The sequence below is a fragment of the Stenotrophomonas bentonitica genome, assembly GCF_002887735.1.
Lineage (GTDB): Bacteria > Pseudomonadota > Gammaproteobacteria > Xanthomonadales > Xanthomonadaceae > Stenotrophomonas > Stenotrophomonas bentonitica_A.
Genome location: NZ_PKQP01000005.1, coordinates 166,143 through 185,654 on the forward strand (window position 1 = coordinate 166,143; position 19,512 = coordinate 185,654).

Consider the following 19,512-nt stretch of genomic DNA (forward strand, 5'->3'; position numbering starts at 1 on the left):
GCCGGTAGTGCCGGCCGCTGGCCGGCTCCCGAGACACACAAAAAAAGGGCGACGCAGATGCGTCGCCCTTTTTGCGTTTCAGCGATGCCCGTAGGAATCAGCTGGCGCGACCGCCGCCGCCACCCTGGCTGCGACCGGCACCGCCACGGCGCTGGCCCTGCGGCTGGCCACCGCGCGGTGCACCGCGACCGGCGCCATCACGCTGGCCGCCACCGGCCTTCTTCGGGCCGGCATGGGCGTGGCGCGGGGCCTCGCTGTGCGGACGACGCGCATGCTTGCGCGGCGAACGATCGCCACCCGGCACTTCGGCCTTGCCCGGCGCACTGTTGCCCCAGCGGATCGGGGTCTGCGGCTCGAAGCCCGGCACGTCGCGGATGTCCATGTCCTTGTCGAGCAGGCGCACGATCTGGCGCAGCAGCTTGGCTTCGTCCTGGGCCACCAGCGAAATCGCCTGGCCGGTCGAACCGTTACGGCCGGTACGGCCGATGCGGTGCACGTAATCCTCGGCCACCATCGGCAGGTCGTAGTTGATGACCTTCGGCAGTTCGTTGATGTCGATACCGCGTGCGGCGATGTCGGTGGCCACCAGCACGGTCACGCGGCCGGCCTTGAAGTCACCCAGGGCACGCAGGCGCTGGCCCTGGCTCTTGTTGCCGTGGATCGCCGCGGTCTTGATGCCGGACTTGTCCAGGAACATCGCCAGCTTGTCGCAGCCATGCTTGGTACGGCCGAACACCAGGGTCTGCTCACGGCTGTCCTGCGCCAGCAGGTGCAGCAGCAGTTCGCGCTTGCGCGCGCCATCGACCGGATGCACGCGGTGGGTGATGGTCTCGGCGACGGTGTTCTTCGGGGTCACCTGGATCTGCGCCGGATCGCGCATGAATTCCAGGGCCAGCTGCTTGATGCTCTCTTCGAAGGTGGCCGAGAACAGCAGGGTCTGGCGGTTCTGGCGCGGCAGCTTGGCGAGGATCTTCTTGATCGACGGCAGGAAGCCCATGTCGAGCATGCGGTCGGCTTCGTCCAGGACCAGGATCTCGATGCCGGACAGGTCGACGCTGCGACGCTCGATGTGATCGATCAGGCGGCCCGGGCAGGCGACCAGCAGGTCCACGCCACGGCGCAGCACGTCGAACTGGTTGCCCATGCCGACGCCGCCGTAGATGCAGGCGCTCGGGATGCGCAGGTACTTGCTGTAGCCCCGCAGGCTGTCATGTACCTGGGTGGCCAGTTCGCGGGTGGGGGCGAGCACCAGTGCACGCGGCTTGCGCGGGCCATTGACGGCCTGCGGGTTGGTACCCAGGTGCTGCAGCAGCGGCAGGCCGAAGGCGGCGGTCTTGCCGGTACCGGTCTGTGCGCCGGCCAGCAGGTCGCGACCTTCCAGGGCGAGCGGGATGGCCTGCTCCTGGATCGGCGTGGGGGTATCGTAGCCCTGCTCGGTCAACGCGCGCAGCAGGAACGGGGCAAGGCCCAAGGATTCAAAAGACATCGGGTGGAAGCTCCAAAGACAAAGTAACGCCAGGCCGAATGGCCGGACGCGAGGCAGATCAATGTGATCGGCTGACTCGGAGCGTTCCCGTGAACCGCGCTGCGAGAATTGGGTGCAGTCGACGCGGTGCGAAGACTGGAATGCATGACGAATGGCGTCGGAGTGGGGGCGGGCGACGGATCGTTGATCCATATCGCCGGCGATCCCGAAGGGAAACGGACGGCCGCTGCAGACCCGGATAGTCTAACGGATGTTTGAGACCCATACCAAACCCCCCTGTTCAGTTTGGGAGGAGGAGGGCGGAACGGTAGAGCCACGCCATGCGGGGCTGCTCCTGCGCGTAGGCAATGCATTACGGTAAGGCGATGCGGCGGTGCAGCTGGTCGGTCCGCCAAGCATTTGATTACACTTGAAACCTATTTTCGCGATCCCGGATATCCACCCATGAAGCTTGGTTCTTTGAAGGAAGGCGGCCGCGACGGCACCCTGATCGTGGTCTCGCGCGATCTGCGCCAGGGCGTGCGCGCCACCGGCATCGCCGCGACCCTGCAGCAGGCCCTGGAAGACTGGAGCCACCTGGCCCCGCGCCTGAATGCCCTGTACGAATCGCTGAACGACGGTGACGCCGACGGCGTGTTCGATATCGACCTGCAGGCGCTGGCTGCGCCGCTGCCGCGTGCCTATGAATTCGTCGATGGCAGCGCCTACCTGCCGCACGTGGCCCGCGTGCGCCGCGCCCGTGGCGCCGAAGTGCCGGAGAGCTTCTATACCGACCCGCTGATGTACCAGGCCACCAGTGCCGGTTTTTACGGCCCGCGCGACGCGGTCAAGGTGATCAGCGAGGTGTACGGCATCGATCTGGAAGCCGAGCTGGTGGTGATCACCGACGACGTGCCGATGGCGGTGACGCCGGAGCAGGCTGCCGGCCATATCCAGCTGATCGGCCTGGTCAACGATGTCTCGCTGCGCAACCTGATCCCGGGCGAGCTGGCCAAGGGCTTCGGTTTCCTGCAGTCCAAGCCGCGCTCGGCGCTGTCACCGGTGTTCGTCACCCCCGATGAGCTGGGTGACGCCTGGCAGGACAGCAAGGTCCACCTGCCGCTGCTCACCCATATCAATGGGGAATGGTTCGGCGCGCCGGAAGCCGGCGTGGACATGCAGTTCAACTTCGCCCAGCTGGTCGCGCACGCCGCCAAGACCCGCCCGCTGGGCGCCGGTGCGATCGTCGGTTCGGGCACCATCGCCAACGAAGACACCAGCAAGGGCGCCTCCTGCTTCGCCGAGCAGCGCACGGTGGAAACCCTGCGCGACGGCAAGCCGAGCACGCCGTTCATGTCCTTCGGCGATGTGGTGCGGATCGAGATGTTCGACGCGGCCGGCGAGAGCATCTTCGGTGCGATCGAACAGCGCATCGAGCAGGCGGCCAAGCCCTGAGCAACGGCCGGGAGACCGCCATGGAACCGATCGAGCTGTTCAGTTACTGGCGCTCCAGCGCAGCCTACCGCGTGCGCATCGGGCTGAATCTCAAGGGCCTGCCGCACCGGATCACCCCGGTGCACCTGGTCCGCGAGGGGGGCGAGCAGCACGGCGCGGCCTATGCCGCGCTCAACCCGCAGGAGCTGGTGCCGACCCTGCGCCATGGCGAGCGCGTGCTGCAGCAGTCGATGGCGATCCTGGAGTATCTGGACGAGGTGTTTCCGGCCCCGCCGTTGCTGCCCGCCGATGCGGAGGGCAGGGCACGGGTGCGTGCGCTGGCGCAGCTGGTGGCCTGCGACATCCACCCGCTCAACAACCTGCGGGTGATGCAGTATCTGGAGCGCACGCTGCAGGCCAGCGCCGAGGCGCGCACCCAGTGGACGCTGCACTGGATGGCGGAGGGGTTCGCGGCGATGGAAACGCTGTTGGCCGGCGATGCCAGGACGGGCACGTTCTGCCAGGGCGACCAGCCCGGCCTGGCCGATGCCTGCCTGGTGCCGCAGCTGTACAACGCGCACCGGTTCGGGCTGGATCTGGCGCCGTACCCGACGCTGCAGCGGATCGAAGCCGCGTGCCTGGCCCTGCCGGCATTCGATGCAGCCAGGCCGGAGCATCAGATCGACGCAGGATGACGGTGGGCATCGACAGATCGACGCGGGGAGACGGGTAGGCATCGACCGTTGGTCGATGCGCCGTGTCAGATGCCCCCACCAACGGTGGGGAACCGCTAGAACCCGTGCGTGATCGCCGGTGCGGAGGCAGCCGAGTAATCCGCGTACGGATCGTGTTCGCTGCCGCCTTCGGACAGCCGGAATTTCAACGCCAGGCCATCGCGCGAGTCGGCCGCGCGCAGCGCCTCCTCCTGCTCGATGATGCCGTTCTTGGCCATCCGGAACAGGCACTGGTCGAAGCTCTCCATGCCTTCTTCCAGCGAGGCCTCCATCGCCGCCTTGATCTCGTGCACCTGGCCGCGGCGCAGCAGGTCGCGGATCATCGGCGTGTTGATCAGCACTTCGGTGGCCGGCAGGCGGCGCCCGTCCTTGCCCTTGACCAGGCGCTGGGAGACGACCGCACGCAGGTTCAGCGAGAGGTTCATCAGCACGTTGCGGTGCGCGCTCTCGGGGAAGAAGTTGAGGATGCGCTCGATGGTCTGGTCGGCGTTGTTGGAGTGCAGGGTGGCCAGGCACAGGTGCCCGGTTTCAGCGAACGCGATGGCCGCCTCCATGGTTTCCGCATCCAGGATCTCGCCGATCAGGATCACGTCGGGCGCTTCACGCATCGCGTTCTTCAACGCGTCGTGGAAGGTGTGCGTGTCCAGCCCGACCTCGCGCTGGTTCACGATCGACATCTTGTGTTTGTGCAGGTACTCGATCGGGTCCTCGATGGTGAGGATGTGCCCGGTCGTGGTGCTGTTGCGGTGGTCGATCATCGAGGCCAGCGAGGTCGACTTGCCCGAGCCGGTCGAGCCGACCACCAGCACCAGCCCGCGCGGGGTCATGATGACGTCCTTCAGGACCTGGGGCAGGTTGAGTTCTTCGATGCTGGGGATCTTGCTGCGGATCGCGCGGATCACCATGCCGACCTCGCCGCGCTGCTTGAACACGTTGACGCGGAAGCGCCCGGCGTCGGGCAGGGCAATGGCCATGTTGAGCTCGAGCTCGCGCTCGAACTGCGGGGCCTGGCCCTCATCCATCAACGAGTAGGCGATCTTCTTGACCATCCCGGGCGGCAGCCCGGTATTGCCCAGCGGATAGAGTTTCCCCTCGATCTTGATGTATACCGGTGCTCCGGTCGTCAAGAACATGTCCGACGCGTTCTTTTCGGTCATCAGCTTCAGGAAATAGCCGATATCCATGCGAAATGTTTCCCCAACAATCAGCGGCTTGCCATTGCAAGCGCACCGCAGGCTTCCGACAATGGCCGCGCACACAACTCTGGCGACGGCACCCCCAATGAAACCTAGCTTCGCACAAATACGACGGGCCCTGTATGTGACGGTGTGCGCATTCGCGCTCTCTGGTGCCGCACAAGCGCAGGATGGCGCCCTGGAGCTGATGCAGGCCCAGCAGGCGGTCGACAAGGCCACCCAGGCCGATGCCGACCAGTACGCCCCGGACCTGATCGCCGTGGCCCGCCAGGGCCTGGAGCAGGCCCAGCGTGCCGCTGGCGACCGCCGCGAGCGCAAGAACGCGCCGATACTGGCCGTTCGCGCCACGGTCGATGCCGACCTGGCCCGCGCCCGCAGCGAAGAAGCCACCGCCACCGCGCAGCTGCAGCTGCGCCGCAATGAAGTCAGCCAGCTGCAGCGCCAGTTGGCCACCGGGGAAGATCGCTGATGATGTCCACCAAGATGCGCATGCCCTGCCTGCTGCTGGCCGCCAGCCTCAGCCTGCCGCTGATGGTCCAGGCCGCCGATGACCCGGCCGTGGCCCAGCTGACCCAGCGTCTGATGGCGATCCAGTCCAACCCGGATGCGGCCCAGCTGGCCGCCTTCGAGCGCTTGCAGGCCCAGCAGGCCGTGGCCGATCTGGCCAAGGCCAAGCGCCGCGACCAGGACCAGGCCCGTTACCTGGCCGAGCGCCGGGTCGAGATCGCCGAGACCAGTGTCCGTGCCGCGCTGGCCCAGCGTGAGGTGGATCAGCTTGAACGCACCCGCAGCGAGCTGCTGATCGAAGCCAGCCGCCGCGATGCCCAGCGTGCCCGCCAGGAAGCCGAGCGCCTGCGCGTGCAGGCCCAGATCCAGGCCGAGGAAAGCGAGCGCCTGCGCCAGGCGGCCGAGCAGGAAGCGCTGGCCCGCCAGGATGCCGAAACCGCGCTGACCAGCGTGGCTGGCAAGCAGACCGCGCGACTGAGCGCCGCCCAGCAGAACGCGGCCAAGCTGGCCCGTGAGGAAGCCGAGCTGGTGGCGGGCAGCAAGCTGCCGGGCTCCAAGTTCGACAGCCGCGGCGAAGTGTTCACCTTCAACGGCGATGCTTTCGCGGCCGGCAAGGGCAGCCTGTCCGGCGGTGCCAAGGGCCAGGCCAAGGCCTTGGCCGAGTACCTGAACATCGGCAAGAAGGGCCGGGTCCGGATCGAGGCGTACGACGCCGCGGCCGGTGTCGGCCAGCAGCGCGCCGAGGCCCTGCGCGATGCGCTCGTGGCGGCTGGTGTCAGTGCCAGCCGGTTGCAGGTCAGCGGCAAGAAGGCCGCCGCGACCAAGGCCCGCTCGGCCGAGGTCATCATCGCGCCCTGATGCCGGACCGGTGCTGCGTCGCGCAGGGGTCATGACGCAACTGGTTGTTTTTGTTTAATTTTCGTTGTTCTGCGCGTTCAGCCTGAACCCCGCTTAGGCGGGGTCGACGATATCGTTTGAAAGGGTTGAACCGGCCCCGAAGCAAGCGTAGGGTCAGTTGTCCGGGTCGCCTTCCGCGGCCTGGACGATTGGAGGGCCGGCAATGCACCAGCGCCACGAATCACAGCAGTCCGAGGTCCAGTCTCTACTGGCCGCCGCTGCGGGTTCGCAGGTCAGGGTTGTCCGGCACTCCGCCCCAAGCAGCGCCCCGTGCCGTCAGGCCGGGGCGTTCTTGTTTCTACAGAAGCGATAGGAGGTTCATCATGTTTGAAGGTCAGCCCCAGAGCGATATCGACGCACGGCGCAAGCAGGATCCTGAATTCAAGGCGCTCTACGAACGGCACCAGAAGTTGAACAAGAAGTGCATGGATGCCGAGCTGGGTGTGCTTCCGATAGACAGCCTCACCCTGGGACAGATGAAGCGTGAAAAGCTGCTGGCCAAGCAGAAACTGGAACGGATGTACGCCTCCCCCGTGCACTGACCCCCCTTGCTGCCCTACGTCGCGGGCGGTTCCGGTCTCCTCGTCGACCGGTGCCGTCCGCGCCGCTTGATGAACGCGGCAACCTGACTTTCGCCGCCAACCGTCGGATAATCACCGGTCCGGCCGCATTGCGGCGCGAATCGATGTGAACCGATGGCAATCCACTCCTCCGTACTCGAACTCATTGGCCAGACCCCGATCGTCAAGGCCCAGCGCCTGGATACCGGTGTCTGCGAGCTTTACCTGAAGCTCGAGAGTGCCAATCCCGGAGGATCGATCAAGGACCGCATCGGCCTGTCGATGATCGAAGCCGCCGAGCAGCGTGGCGACCTCAAGCCGGGCGCGACCCTGGTCGAGGGCACCGCCGGCAACACCGGCCTGGGCCTGGCGCTGGTCGCCCAGCAGAAGGGCTACAAGCTGATCCTGGTCGTGCCGGACAAGATGAGCCGCGAGAAGATCTTCAACCTCAAGGCGATGGGCGCCGAAGTGCGCCTGACCCGTTCGGATGTGGCCAAGGGGCACCCCGAGTACTACCAGGACATGGCCAAGCGCGTGGCCGAGGAAACCCCCGGCGCGTACTTCATCAACCAGTTCGGCAACCCGGACAACCCGGCCGCGCATGAGTTCGGCACCGGCCCGGAAATCCTGGCGCAGATGGACGGCGACCTGGACGCGATCGTGTTCGGCTGTGGCAGCTCCGGCACCATGACCGGCCTGTCGCGCGCCTTCTCCACCCTCTCGCCGAAGACCGAACTGGTCCTGGCCGACCCGGTCGGCTCGATCCTCGCCGAGTACATCAATGACGGCGTGCTCAACGACAAGTCGGGCAGCTGGCTGGTGGAAGGCATCGGCGAGGACTTCCTGCCCTCGATCGCCGATTTCAGCCGCGTCACCAAGGCCTACGCGATCAGCGATGCCGAGAGCTTCCATACCGCGCGCGAGCTGCTGGGCAAGGAAGGCATCCTCGGCGGCTCGTCCACCGGTACCCTGCTGGCCGCGGCGCTGAAGTACTGCAAAGAGCAGACCACCCCGAAGAAGGTGCTGGTGCTGGTCTGCGACACCGGCAACAAGTACCTGTCCAAGATGTACAACGACTACTGGATGCTGGACAACGGCTTCCTGGAGCGTCCGCAGTCCGGCGACCTGCGCGACCTGATCCTGCGCCCGTACGGCCAGCGCGATACCGTGGTGATCGGCCCGAACGATCTGCTGACCACCGCCTACCAGCGCATGAAGCTGTACGACGTGTCGCAGCTGCCGGTGATGGACGGCGACCAGTTGGTCGGCATCGTGGATGAAAGCGACGTCCTGCTGCATGTCTACGGCGACGAAGCCCGCTTCCGCGACCCGGTCGCCACCGCGATGGTCAGCAAGCTGGACCGCCTGGACGTGAAATCCCCGATCGAGGCCCTGCTGCCGGTGTTCGACCGTGGCCAGGTCGCCATCGTCATGGATGGCGCCAACTTCCTCGGCCTGATCACCCGCATCGACCTGCTGAACTACCTGCGCCGGCGCGTACAGTAAGCGTCTGTGTCGCAATGAACCCATGTTTATCCGCGTCAACGGCCGATTAAGCCACCGCTGATAGACTTCCGCTCCTTTTGCGGGGCCCCCCATGGGGGCTCCTCTTGCTGGGAAACAACATGTCCGATCACGCTTCTTCCGGGCACGGCGACCGCTCGCTCGCCCTGGCTACCCTGGCCATCCACGGCGGCCAATCGCCGGATCCGAGCACCGGCGCGGTGATGCCGCCGATCTATGCGACCTCCACCTACGCCCAGTCCAGCCCCGGCGAGCACCAGGGCTTCGAGTACTCGCGTACCCACAATCCCACCCGCTTCGCCTACGAACGTTGCGTGGCCTCCCTGGAAGGCGGTAGCCGCGGTTACGCGTTCGCCTCGGGCATGGCCGCCAGCTCCACGGTGATGGAGCTGCTGGATGCCGGCAGCCACGTGGTGGCGATGGACGATATCTATGGCGGCACCTTCCGCCTGTTCGAGCGCGTGCGTAAGCGCACTGCCGGCCTGCAGTTCAGCTTCGTCGACCTGACCGACCTGGCCGCGTTCGAGGCCTCGATCACCCCGCAGACGAAGATGGTCTGGATCGAGACCCCGACCAACCCGATGCTGAAGATCGTGGACATCGCCGCAGTCGCTGCGATCGCCAAGCGCCACAACCTGCTGGTGGTGGTCGACAACACCTTCGCCTCGCCGATGCTGCAGCGCCCGCTGGAGCAGGGCGCGGATCTGGTCCTGCACTCGGCCACCAAGTACCTCAACGGGCACTCGGACATGGTCGGCGGCATGGTGGTGGTCGGTGACAACGCCGAACTGGCCGAGCAGATGGCCTTCCTGCAGAACTCCATCGGCGCCGTGCAGGGGCCGTTCGACAGCTTCCTGGCCCTGCGTGGCCTGAAGACCCTGCCGCTGCGCATGAAGGCGCACTGCGCCAACGCCCTGGCCCTGGCCCAGTGGCTGGAAAAGCACCCGGCCGTGGAGAAGGTCATCTATCCCGGCCTGACTTCGCACCCGCAACACGAGCTGGCGACCCGCCAGATGAACGGCTACGGCGGCATTGTTTCGATCGTGATCAAGGGCGGTTTCGAGGCGGCCAAGCGTTTCTGCGAGAAGACCGAACTGTTCACCCTGGCCGAGTCGCTGGGGGGCGTGGAAAGCCTGGTCAACCATCCTGCGGTGATGACGCATGCTTCGATTCCGGTGGAACGCCGGGAAAAGCTGGGCATCAGTGATGCGCTGGTGCGGCTGAGCGTGGGCGTGGAAGACCTGGGTGATCTCCAGGTGGATCTGGAAGGGGCGTTGGCGTGAGCAGTGGTCTGGACAAGAACGCGCCGGGACTCGTTCCCTACGCCGCGTCGCGTCGTCGGCCGCTGGCCGGTTTCCTGCGCTCGCCGATCGAGCACCGTCAGCTCATCTTTCGCCTCATCCAGCGTGAGATTGTGGGTCGCTACCGGGGCTCGTTCGCCGGTCTCGCATGGTCGTTCATCACGCCGCTGATCATGCTGGTGCTCTACACCTTCGTTTTCTCAATCGTTTTCAAGGCCAAGTGGAAGGATTTCGACACCAGCGGCGGTTTTGCTCTGATTCTGTTCTCAGGCCTGATCGTGCATGGCGTTGTCGCTGAATGCATCAACCGATCGCCGGTGCTGATCACTGGCAACCCGAACTATGTGAAAAAAGTGGTGTTCCCCCTCGAAGTGTATGCATGGGTGACCCTCGGTTCCGCCGTGTTCCATGCGTTCATCAGCTGGATGGTGCTGACCATCGCGCAGCTTTGCATGGGCGTACCCCTGCCTTGGACGGCGATCCTGTTCCCGCTGGTGATGCTTCCGCTGCTGCTGGGCTGTTTAGGGATTTCATGGTTTCTGGCCGCGATCGGCGTCTATTTCCGCGATGTCGCGCAGATCACCGGCACGCTGGCAACGCTGTTGCTCTTCCTGTCGCCGGTTTTCTATGCGCTTGATTCGATTCCCGCGCATTATCGTCCGCTGATCCAGGCCAATCCACTGACCTGGGTGTTGGAGGCTGCCCGCAAAGTGCTGATGTTTGGAGACATTCCGTCTCCTGCCTATTTTGGTGTAGGCATTTTGATCGGCTTGGTCATGGCCGTAGCCGGCTATGCCTTCTTCCAGAAATCGAGGGATGGATTCGCTGATGTCATCTGATCCAGTCGTACTCAAGGTCGCCGGTGTCTCCAAGCACTATCAGGTCTACGGCTCGCCGCAGGATCGCTTGAAGGAGGCGCTGTTCTCGCGTGCAGCGCGTGCCGTTGGGCGTGACGGAAGGTCCTACAGTCGCCGCTTCAGCGCGCTCCAGGACGTTTCCTTCGAAATCCGCAAGGGTGAAACGGTCGGCATCATCGGCCGGAATGGGTCGGGTAAGTCCACCTTGCTGCAGCTGCTCAGCGGAACACTTTCTCCGTCGGAAGGACAGATTCTGGTGGATGGCCGGGTGGCCCCACTACTTGAGCTTGGTGCCGGTTTCAATCCGGATTTCACCGGGCGCGAGAATGTCTTCTTCAATGGCGCCCTTCTCGGGTTGTCAGACGAGCAGTTGCGCAGCAAGTACGATTCCATCGTGGAATTCGCCGACATCGGGGATTTCATCGATCAGCCGGTCAAGACCTACTCCAGCGGCATGTTCGTCCGCCTCGCTTTTGCGGTCATTGCCCACGTCGACGCGGACATTCTGGTGATTGATGAGGCATTGAGCGTCGGCGATGCCTTCTTCGTCCAGAAATGCATGCGCTTCCTGCGCACGTTCATGCAGAACGGCACTGTCGTGTTTGTATCGCATGACACTGCCGCAGTAATCAACCTGTGCGACCGCGTGGTCTGGCTTTCCCATGGAAAGGTGGTGGCCGACGGCCCACCCAAGGAAGTCACTGCCAAGTATCTTGAAGATCTCTATGCGGTCGAGATGATCAATGCGGGTCCTGCACCGGAGTCGGTTGCTGCAGTTGAGTCGGTCATGGCCGATCCCCTGTCGATGGGTGCTGCGAGCGTTGTCAGTGCTGTCGATGCGAACCATGACGGCATGGCACCCCGGGATTTCCGCCAGGATCTGATCAACGCCAGCGAGCATCGCCACGAGATCCGTGTTTTCGAGTTCAACTCGGACAAGGGATTCGGGCAGGGCGGGGCACAGGTCCAGTCGGCCGCGTTCGTGGATAGCGACGGCAATCCGCTCTCGTGGGTGGTGGGCGGTGAGCCGGTGCGGCTGCAGATTCGTTGTCGTGTCAATCAACCGTTGGTTTCGCCGATCATCGGGTTCGAAGTTTATGACCGGCTTGGGCAGACGTTATTTGCGGACAATACCTTTGTCGCCTCACTGGACGTTCCGCCCGCTGCCGACGCGGGGCAGTTGCTGACGGCGTCATTCGACTTCCGTATGCCGGTCCTTCGCGAGGGGGACTACACAATGAGTGCGGCCATCGCCGATGGCAATCAGGAGCACCATGTCCAGCACCACTGGCTGCATGATGCGCTCGCCTTCCATGTTCATGCGCGTGGCATCTGCCTGGGCCTGTTCGGCGCGCCCATGCAGCGCGTTCGTTTGGTAGTCGAGCAGGAAGATTTCGTTTCCGGGTGATCCGGGCTTAACCGCATTCACGTATCGAGGTGTCCCATGGCAACCCAGGTTGAAGAGCACACAGAGGATCTGGCATTTACCGGCGAACGGTTCATGCCCGAGGTTGCGGGCCAGATCGCATTTGAGCATCTGCACCGGTATCACTTTGCTGCCAGGTTCTGCGCAGGCAAGCAGGTGTTGGACGTGGCCTGCGGTGAGGGCTACGGCAGTCAGATCCTGTCCACGGTGGCGACATCTGTTATCGGCATCGATATTTCTGCCGAAGCCGTCGAGCACGCGTCACTAAGGTACGGTTCGGACCATCTGCGCTTTGTCGAGGCATCGGCCGCATTGTTGCCGCTCGCCGACGACTCGTTGGACGTGGTGGTCAGCTTCGAAACAATCGAGCACCACGATCAGCATGAGGAGATGCTCTCTGAAATCCGGCGGGTGCTGCGGCCCGGTGGATTGATGATCATGTCCAGCCCGAACAAGCAGTATTACTCAATCGAGACGGGCTATTCAAACCCGTACCATGTCAAAGAGCTTTTCCGCCACGAGTTGGTGGAATTGGTCGGGCGCTATTTTCCGCAGCAGGAGGTCTATTCGCAGCGTGTGGTCCATGGGTCGTTGTTGGTGGCAGATGGCGCCGCTGCGTTTGATTCCATCCAAGTCACCGGGCCCGAAACCAGCGAATGGTCTCATGGCCTGAGCCGTCCTCTTTATGACCTGGTCATTGCCAGTGACGGTGCACTGCCGCAGCAGCTGTCCACATTTTTCGAGCTGAAGGTTCACGAGCTCGACGCCGCCACTTTCTACGGGGTGCACCTGCCCGAGCGAGTGCAGCAGGGCGACGTGGAGCTGCTACGTCTGCGTGCGGAGATCACCGCGCTGAAGGGTGAGCTGGAGCAGCACGAGGACCACAAGGCCGCCGTTCTGACGGAGGCCGAGGATGAGCTGCGCCGGACCCGCGAGGCGCACATGGCAGAGATCGAGAGTCTGCGCGACAGCCGCAACGAAGTGCTGTCGTCGTTGTCCGTCCTGGGCTCGCTGGTGGATGATGTGCGCCGCGAGGGTAGCCATGATCGGCTCGTCCAGGAACGTCGGTTTGAGAGCCTGCAAAGCGCCTTCGACCAGAACCGCGCGTTGCTTGCCGAAGCCACCAGCAGCCAATCATCGGACATCGGGCAGTTCCGGTCGCAGTTGGCCGAGGTGCGTCAGCAGCTTTCAGAGGCGATCGCCACCGAGGAGCGCGTCCGCTCGCTTGAGCGCATGTTGGCCGAGTCGCAGGAAATGGTTCTGGGCCACATCACCGCCGCCGGGGCATTGCGCGGTGAATCCGAGACCCTGCGCAATGAGATTTCATCGCTGCGCTCTGACCTGGCAGCTGCAAACGCCCAGCGCGATCTGGCCCAGCGCGACGTTCAGCAGCTGCAGTTGGCGGTCACCGAACAACGCATCATCAGTGAACATCGCGAAAGGGACGTGGAACTGCTCAAGGCATCCCGGAGTTGGCGTTACACTGGGTGGCTGAGGAAATTGTCTGGAAGTGCCAGGAGGCACCTGTAAAACGATGCAAAAGGATCAGAAAGCGGGAAAACTGGGGGCAGCTGCGCGCCGTATTTATATGGCGGTGCCGGGTTGGAATACACGGCTCGCACTGAAGGATTTCCTGTTTCGGAATTTCGGTGTCGTTTTTTCCGGTACCAACGCATACCGTCGTTGGAAGACCTTCGGCGCCGGGCAGGAGTTCGCGGTGGCCACCGGTGGCGCGCAGTCGCCGCCTGCGGCCACGGCCGCGATCGTCGCCGAAACGGTGAAGGTGTCCGCCGTCTCGCGTATCTATGCGGATGGTTTTGATACGGCCTCTGGCGTGCGCGGGCCTGAATACGTTGAATTGCCGACTTCGCTGCAACCGCCGGCCAGCCTCCGATTCAAAACGATCGCCTTCTATCTGCCGCAGTTCCATCCATTCGATGAGAACGATGCGTGGTGGGGTCGTGGTTTTACGGAGTGGACCAACGTCAGCAAGGCCGTACCCCAATTCCAGGGTCATCGCCAGCCGCACCTGCCTGGAGAGCTGGGCTTCTATGACCTGCGCCTGATGGATGTCATGCAGCGTCAGGCTGAGCTGGCCAAGCTCTACGGTGTACACGGCTTTTGTTTCCATCATTACTGGTTCTCCGGCCATCGCCTGATGGAACGTCCGGTTGACCAGTTGCTTGCGCACCCGGAAATCGACCTGCCGTTCTGCATCTGCTGGGCCAATGAGAACTGGACCCGCCGCTGGGATGGGCACGAGAACGACGTGCTCATCGGTCAGAACTACACCGCCGACAATGATATTGCGTTCATCCGGGACGCGATGCCGTACCTGTCCGATGCGCGCTACATCCGCATTGACGGCCGGCCATTGCTGATCATCTACCGTCCATCACTGCTTCCGGATGCGCGCAAGTCGCTGGAGGTGTGGAGGACGTACGCACGCGAGCAGGGTCTGGGCGAGCTGTTCATCGCGATGGTCCAGTTTGACGTGGACGATCCGCGCACCTATGGCTTTGACGCGGCGCTGGAATTTCCGCCGCATAAAGTCGCGCGTGGTCTGTCGAGCATCAACCATACGTTGGAGATCGCCAATCCGCGATATGAAGGTTATGTCGTCGATTATCGCGAGATGGCCGAGCGCTCCAGGACCTGGCCTGATGAAGACTACCCGCTGTTCAAGGGCGTCACTCCTCGATGGGACAACGAGGCCCGCAAGCCGGGTCGTGGCTACACGTTCGCGCATTCCTCGCCCAGCGAGTACCAGCGCTGGCTGGAGTCTGCCGGTGAGTTCGCGCTGGCCAAGCCTGTGCGCGGCGAAAGCGTTGTCTTCATCAACGCCTGGAACGAATGGGCGGAGGGCGCGCACCTTGAGCCGGACCGCCATTATGGCTATGCGTTCCTCCAGGCAACACGCAACGTCACGGCGGGAACGGACCGACCGCGCATCGCGCTGATCTCGCATGACGCGCACCCCCATGGCGCGCAATATCTGGCGCTGAACATGGCCAGGAAGCTGGCGTCCGGTCTTGGTCTGGATGTCCATGTCATCCTGCTCGAGGACGGGCGCCTGCGCGATCAGTTCGCCGAATGCGCAACCGTGCACCTGCTCGGTGACGGTGACCCGCGCATGTTGGCCCAGGAACTGCGCCAGTTGGGTGTGCGCTCGGTACTGGCCAATACCGCGGTCAGTGGGCGGGTCGTCAAGGCGCTCAGTGATGCCGGTCTTCCAGTCGTTTCGTTGATCCATGAGCTTCCCGGGGTCATCAAGAGCTACGGTCTGGAACCGGCATTGGCCGATATCTCGAGCGTGGCCCGCCGCATCGTGGTGGCCTCCGACGCGGTAAGGGACGGATTGCAGCCGTTCCTTGACGAAGCGGGCAATTCGAAGGTCGTCAAACTGCCGCAGGGCTTGTTTGCTGCCAACCGGCATCGCGGCCGCCGCGATCGGAGCGCGGCCAGGTTGGCGATACGCCAGCGGCTGGGGCTCAAGCCTGCCGACCGTCTGGTGCTCTCGGTGGGCTACGCCGACGCACGCAAGGGTGTGGATCTGCTTGCAGAGGCCGTTGCCAGCGCATTTTCGCAGCGCCCCGATGTTCATGTTGTCTGGGTGGGACATCGCGAAGAAGCGGCGTGCGAGGCAGCCGAGAAGGTGCTGCGTCGTCATGGCATGCTGGAGCGGTTCCACTTCGCGGGCCTGGATTTCGACACGGACGACTATTACGCGGGCGCCGATGTCTATGCACTGGCATCAAGGGAAGATCCGTTCCCCTCCGTCGTGCTGGAAGCGTTGTCTGTCGAGTTGCCGGTGGTGGCGTTCGCTGGAACCGGCGGTGGCGCCGACCTCGTTGCGCAGCACCAGGCGGGACTCGTGGTGCCTCCCCTGGATGCAACTGCCTATGGTGCCGCGCTCGCGCGTCTGATGGACGATCCGGGCCTGCGCTCCACCACAGGCGCGGCCGGTCGTCGCCTTGTCAATGCCGAGTTCTCTTTCCGCAGTTACCTGCTCGACCTGCTCGATCTGGCTGGGCACCGGATTCCCCGCGTTTCGGTCATCGTCCCCAACTACAACTATGCCCATTACCTCGAAGAGCGTCTGGCCTCGGTGTATGGGCAGGACTTCCCGCTGTATGAGGTGATCATCCTCGACGATGCTTCCTCCGATGGCAGCATGGAAGAGCTCGAGCGTCTGTGGCCCCAGCTTGATCCCGAGCCGCGGCTTGAGGCGTCGACTGATAACAGCGGCTCGGTGTTCCGGCAGTGGATGAAGGGCGTGAGCCTGGCCCGGGGCGAGTACGTCTGGATCGCAGAGGCCGATGACCTCTCCAAACCCGGTTTCCTGCGTTCGCTGGTTGACCTGCTGGAATCCAATCCGCGCTCGGTACTCGCCTACTCCCAGTCCGAGCAGATCGATGAATTTGCGGAAGTCATGGCGGGCGACTACCTGGAGTACACCAACGATCTTTCCCGGGACCGCTGGCGGGCCAGCTACTCCGCGATGGGCGCCGAAGAGGTCGAGGCTGGCCTGGCGGTGAAGAACACGCTGCCCAACGTCAGTGCTGTTCTGTTCCGTCGGGAGCCGCTGTTGCAGGTCATGCAGTCGCATATCGAGGAAATCACCCAGTATCGGATTGCCGGTGACTGGCTGGTCTACCTGTTGCTGCTGCGTGAGGGGGGCCTGAGCTTCAATGCCGAGTCGCTCAACCAGCACCGCCGGCATGGCAATAGCGTGACCTTGGGCTCCAAGGCGCAAGGGCATCTGGACGAGATTCGCAGCCTGCATGCCCACGCACAGCGTTTGTTCCCCCTCAGTGCCGCCACCCGTGCAGCGGCGGCGAGCTACGAAGACAAGCTGCGCACCCATTTCGGGCTGCGCAACGCCCCGGTGGATGCGGAGTAATGCCATGAGCGTGCTGGTTATCGGCGGTAATGGTTTCATCGGTTCGCGACTGGTGAGCGCGCTGCGTTCACGTGGGGATGAGGTGGTCGTGCTGGATCGATATCCGGCGCGGCCCGACATGGACTGGAGCGGGGTTACCTATCACGTCGGCAATTTCCATGATGCAGCGGCACTCGATCAGGTGCTGTCCGGTGTCGACGCCGTCTACCACCTGGCCAGCTGCACGGTTCCCAGTACGGCCGATGCCGATCCACTGGCGGACATCCAGGGCAACTTGGCCGGTACGCATCATCTGCTTGCCGCGATGCGGAGCCGCGGGATCCGTCGGTTCTGCTATTTCTCATCGGGGGGCACGGTGTATGGGAATCCGGACGTCGTGCCGGTGCCGGAAACCCATCCGCTGCGTCCCATTTCGTCGTATGGGATCGTCAAGGTTGCAATCGAGCACTACCTGGCGGTGTTTGAACGCCAGGGCTGGCTGGATCCTGTGGTCATCCGCCCTTCCAACCCGTATGGCCCTGGTCAGGCCACTGGCGGCATCCAGGGGGCAGTGGCTGTGTTCCTGGGAAAGGCACTCGCCGGCGAAGGGGTCCAGATCTGGGGGGGTGGGGAGACCATTCGTGACTACATCTTCATTGATGACCTGATCGACCTCACGCTGCGCGCGTGTGATTCAGGACGCAATGCGGTGTTCAATGCCGGGTCGGGCAAGGGCATCAGTCTCAACGAGCTGTGCGCCTGTATCCGGCAGGTGACTGGTAGTGAACTGCCGGCAGCGTACCAAGATGGACGCGCCTTCGACGTGCGTGAGGTTGTCCTCGACGTCACTCTGGCCTGCAGAGAGCTCGGGTGGACACCTCATACTGACATCCATGCCGGCATTCAACGGACTTGGCGGGCGATGAAGGCTCATGAGGCTCACCAAGCCGGAATGGATGGATGAGCCCCTCTCAGGGAGATCGCCATGTATCCGCAATCGACGTGGTTCGACACCGTTGACGCACTGACGGATGCCGTTGCAGATTCACTTGGAACGATGCGGGTAATCGACGCCGGAATCGCCGCAGGCGCTGCCATTGACGGCTACTGTGTGCATTGCGAGCGCGTTTGCCTGCTCCAGGTGAACGGCGGCGCGTTGTTCGGGGAAGATGTCAATCTTCGAGAGGGATTGGTGTGCCAGTCCTGCGGGCTGAACTCCCGGTCGCGCCAGCTGTACCTTGCGGCCCGCAGAGCGTTCCCGCACGGTAGCCGCCTTGCGCTGTTGGAGGCCTTTTCACCGCTTGCGCGCTACGCCGAGGCGGCGTGGCCGGGAATCCAGCTGTCCGAGTTCCATGATTCCTCTGCACGCAGTGGACAGACTTACGAATTCCCCGACAACGAGGGCGGCCATCGCCGGGCCTTCCATCAGGACATGCAGCGTATGTCCTTCGCCGACCAGTCGCTTGATGGCATCCTGCACAACGACGTGCTGGAGCACGTGCCCGATGCGCTGGCAGGCCTCCAGGAATGCCATCGGGTGCTGGTCGACGGGGGCACTGCCCTGTTCACCATGCCATGGTTCCCTTGGCTCCCTTCGACGCTTGTCAGGGGGCGTCTGGATGAGCAGGGCGCCTTGCTGGAACTGCTCCCCACGGAACTCCATGGTGACGGGCTACGGCCCGAAGGCATCTACACGTTCTACAACTTTGGTGCCGATTTCGCCGATCTTCTGGGCCGGGCCGGATTCTCCAAGATCGCGTTCGGGTGTTGTTATGACCCCTTCGCAGGATTCGTAACAAACAACTACCGTTATGGGGACGACTTCCTTATGCTACCCACGGTCATCCGCGCAACAAAGGCTGCCTGAGCCTGTTTCGGGGGTGCGGTCAGGCCGGGAGCTGATGGTTGCGATATCACGCCCAACTGAAGCGCAAGGTTTATGTCGCACCCGTGGATCAATGTGGCCGGAGTGAGCTTCACGGTGCAGTGAGTAAGTATTTGTATCGGACGGGTTTTGTATGAAGCTGATCTTTCCATGTTCCTCAAGTCGGCTTCAGCGAAGCGTGCGTCCAAGCCAGAACCCTGATTTATCAAACATCTCGAGAATAATTCGATGAAAAGAAAAATTTCTTACCCGGGCATCGTCACAAGTGTGCTGTGTCTCTCTCTCTCTTTGGTCGGCTGTAGCAATGAGACGCAAGTCGAGAACGCACCACAATCGGTAGCCGACGCGTCGCCTGCGCCCGCAGCGAAGCCTTCCATCGGCCAAGCGCCCGTAGAGTTCAATGAAGCCCAGCGACAAGTTACTCGCGCTTCATTCAATAATTGTAATTTGGAGGCGCTGGATAGCACTGCATTTGCAAGTGAGCCTGATTACACTCCCGCTGATAAGAACAGCGTGGTTCTCGGTGGGTGGCTCGGGAGAAATGGCGGGGCCGGTGTGCCAGCCGAGCCAAATCTACTGTTGATGCTCAACGAGCGTGTATGGAGTCTTCCGATTTCCTACAACGTTGACCGACCTGATGTCGCCGCGCACACTGGTGATGCTGAATTGCTGCATTCTGGTTTCAGCATTAGCGTTGACGTATCTTCGCTGCCGAACGGCGTATATCGCGTGCTCCTGGCGGACGGTGCCAATTCTTACTGCGATAACGGGCGTCGTCTCAAAATCTGACGCTTTCTATTCAGCCACCCATTGCAGCTGCAATGGGCGGTAATTTCAGGCAGGA

At 63.3% G+C, this 19,512-nt stretch carries 16 protein-coding genes; 14 read left to right on the forward strand and 2 right to left on the reverse strand.

Annotated elements, in window-relative coordinates; translation table 11 throughout:
* Nucleotides 1-97 precede the first annotated feature (97 nt).
* Nucleotides 98-1,486 (reverse strand): DEAD/DEAH box helicase, encoded by a 1,389-nt coding sequence (locus tag C0R07_RS11630; RefSeq protein WP_070426556.1) that lies wholly within the window; start codon nt 1,484-1,486, stop codon nt 98-100.
* 444 nt (nt 1,487-1,930) lie between these two features.
* Between C0R07_RS11630 and C0R07_RS11635 the strand changes: the two genes are divergently transcribed.
* Both C0R07_RS11635 and maiA read left to right on the forward strand, forming a co-directional pair.
* Entirely contained in the window at nt 1,931-2,920 is a 990-nt protein-coding gene (locus tag C0R07_RS11635) for a fumarylacetoacetate hydrolase family protein (RefSeq protein ID WP_102788975.1), read from the forward strand.
* Nucleotides 2,921-2,940: 20 nt separating this feature from the next.
* Nucleotides 2,941-3,594: a maleylacetoacetate isomerase gene (gene maiA / locus C0R07_RS11640; RefSeq protein ID WP_019182598.1), complete on the forward strand. Its 654-nt coding sequence runs from the start codon at nt 2,941-2,943 to the stop codon at nt 3,592-3,594.
* Nucleotides 3,595-3,689: 95 nt separating this feature from the next.
* Here maiA and C0R07_RS11645 read toward each other — a convergent pair whose 3' ends face one another.
* Nucleotides 3,690-4,817 (reverse strand): PilT/PilU family type 4a pilus ATPase, encoded by a 1,128-nt coding sequence (locus tag C0R07_RS11645; protein WP_046273783.1) that lies wholly within the window; start codon nt 4,815-4,817, stop codon nt 3,690-3,692.
* Nucleotides 4,818-4,914: 97 nt separating this feature from the next.
* Between C0R07_RS11645 and C0R07_RS11650 the strand changes: the two genes are divergently transcribed.
* The 12 genes from C0R07_RS11650 (at nt 4,915) to C0R07_RS19725 (ending at nt 19,457) form a co-directional block, all read left to right on the forward strand.
* On the forward strand, nt 4,915-5,298 hold the full coding sequence (locus C0R07_RS11650; RefSeq protein WP_167390367.1) for a DUF4398 domain-containing protein: 384 nt from the start codon (nt 4,915-4,917) through the stop codon (nt 5,296-5,298).
* 14 nt (nt 5,299-5,312) lie between these two features.
* A complete protein-coding gene (locus C0R07_RS11655; RefSeq protein WP_167390370.1) occupies nt 5,313-6,194 on the forward strand; it encodes a hypothetical protein in 882 nt (293 codons plus the stop codon).
* A gap of 362 nt (nt 6,195-6,556) precedes the next feature.
* Nucleotides 6,557-6,775, forward strand: a complete 219-nt coding sequence (locus C0R07_RS11660) for a YdcH family protein (RefSeq protein ID WP_019182593.1) — start codon at nt 6,557-6,559, stop codon at nt 6,773-6,775.
* Between the two features lie 153 nt (nt 6,776-6,928).
* The gene (locus C0R07_RS11665; RefSeq protein WP_102788976.1) at nt 6,929-8,299 is read left to right on the forward strand and encodes a pyridoxal-phosphate dependent enzyme; all 1,371 of its coding nucleotides are present in this window, start codon (nt 6,929-6,931) and stop codon (nt 8,297-8,299) included.
* Nucleotides 8,300-8,418: 119 nt separating this feature from the next.
* Nucleotides 8,419-9,600, forward strand: a complete 1,182-nt coding sequence (locus C0R07_RS11670; RefSeq protein ID WP_102788977.1) for a cystathionine gamma-synthase — start codon at nt 8,419-8,421, stop codon at nt 9,598-9,600.
* Entirely contained in the window at nt 9,597-10,457 is an 861-nt protein-coding gene (locus C0R07_RS11675) for an ABC transporter permease (RefSeq protein WP_019182590.1), read from the forward strand. The genes C0R07_RS11670 and C0R07_RS11675 overlap by 4 nt, the downstream gene beginning before the upstream one ends.
* Nucleotides 10,435-11,883 carry an ABC transporter ATP-binding protein gene (locus C0R07_RS11680; protein WP_237740274.1) on the forward strand — a complete coding sequence of 483 codons (1,449 nt, stop codon included), beginning with the start codon at nt 10,435-10,437 and terminating at the stop codon, nt 11,881-11,883. Before C0R07_RS11675 ends, C0R07_RS11680 begins: the two co-directional genes overlap by 23 nt.
* A 36-nt stretch (nt 11,884-11,919) precedes the next feature.
* Nucleotides 11,920-13,431 carry a class I SAM-dependent methyltransferase gene (locus tag C0R07_RS11685; RefSeq protein ID WP_102788978.1) on the forward strand — a complete coding sequence of 504 codons (1,512 nt, stop codon included), beginning with the start codon at nt 11,920-11,922 and terminating at the stop codon, nt 13,429-13,431.
* Between the two features lie 4 nt (nt 13,432-13,435).
* Nucleotides 13,436-16,804, forward strand: a complete 3,369-nt coding sequence (locus C0R07_RS11690) for a glycoside hydrolase family 99-like domain-containing protein (RefSeq protein ID WP_254427827.1) — start codon at nt 13,436-13,438, stop codon at nt 16,802-16,804.
* Nucleotides 16,805-16,808: 4 nt separating this feature from the next.
* Nucleotides 16,809-17,747, forward strand: coding sequence for an NAD-dependent epimerase/dehydratase family protein (locus C0R07_RS11695; RefSeq protein WP_102788980.1), 939 nt, complete (start codon nt 16,809-16,811; stop codon nt 17,745-17,747).
* A gap of 21 nt (nt 17,748-17,768) precedes the next feature.
* Nucleotides 17,769-18,650, forward strand: coding sequence for a class I SAM-dependent methyltransferase (locus tag C0R07_RS11700; RefSeq protein WP_102788981.1), 882 nt, complete (start codon nt 17,769-17,771; stop codon nt 18,648-18,650).
* A gap of 246 nt (nt 18,651-18,896) precedes the next feature.
* Nucleotides 18,897-19,457 (forward strand): hypothetical protein, encoded by a 561-nt coding sequence (locus C0R07_RS19725; protein ID WP_146027605.1) that lies wholly within the window; start codon nt 18,897-18,899, stop codon nt 19,455-19,457.
* Nucleotides 19,458-19,512 lie beyond the last annotated feature (55 nt).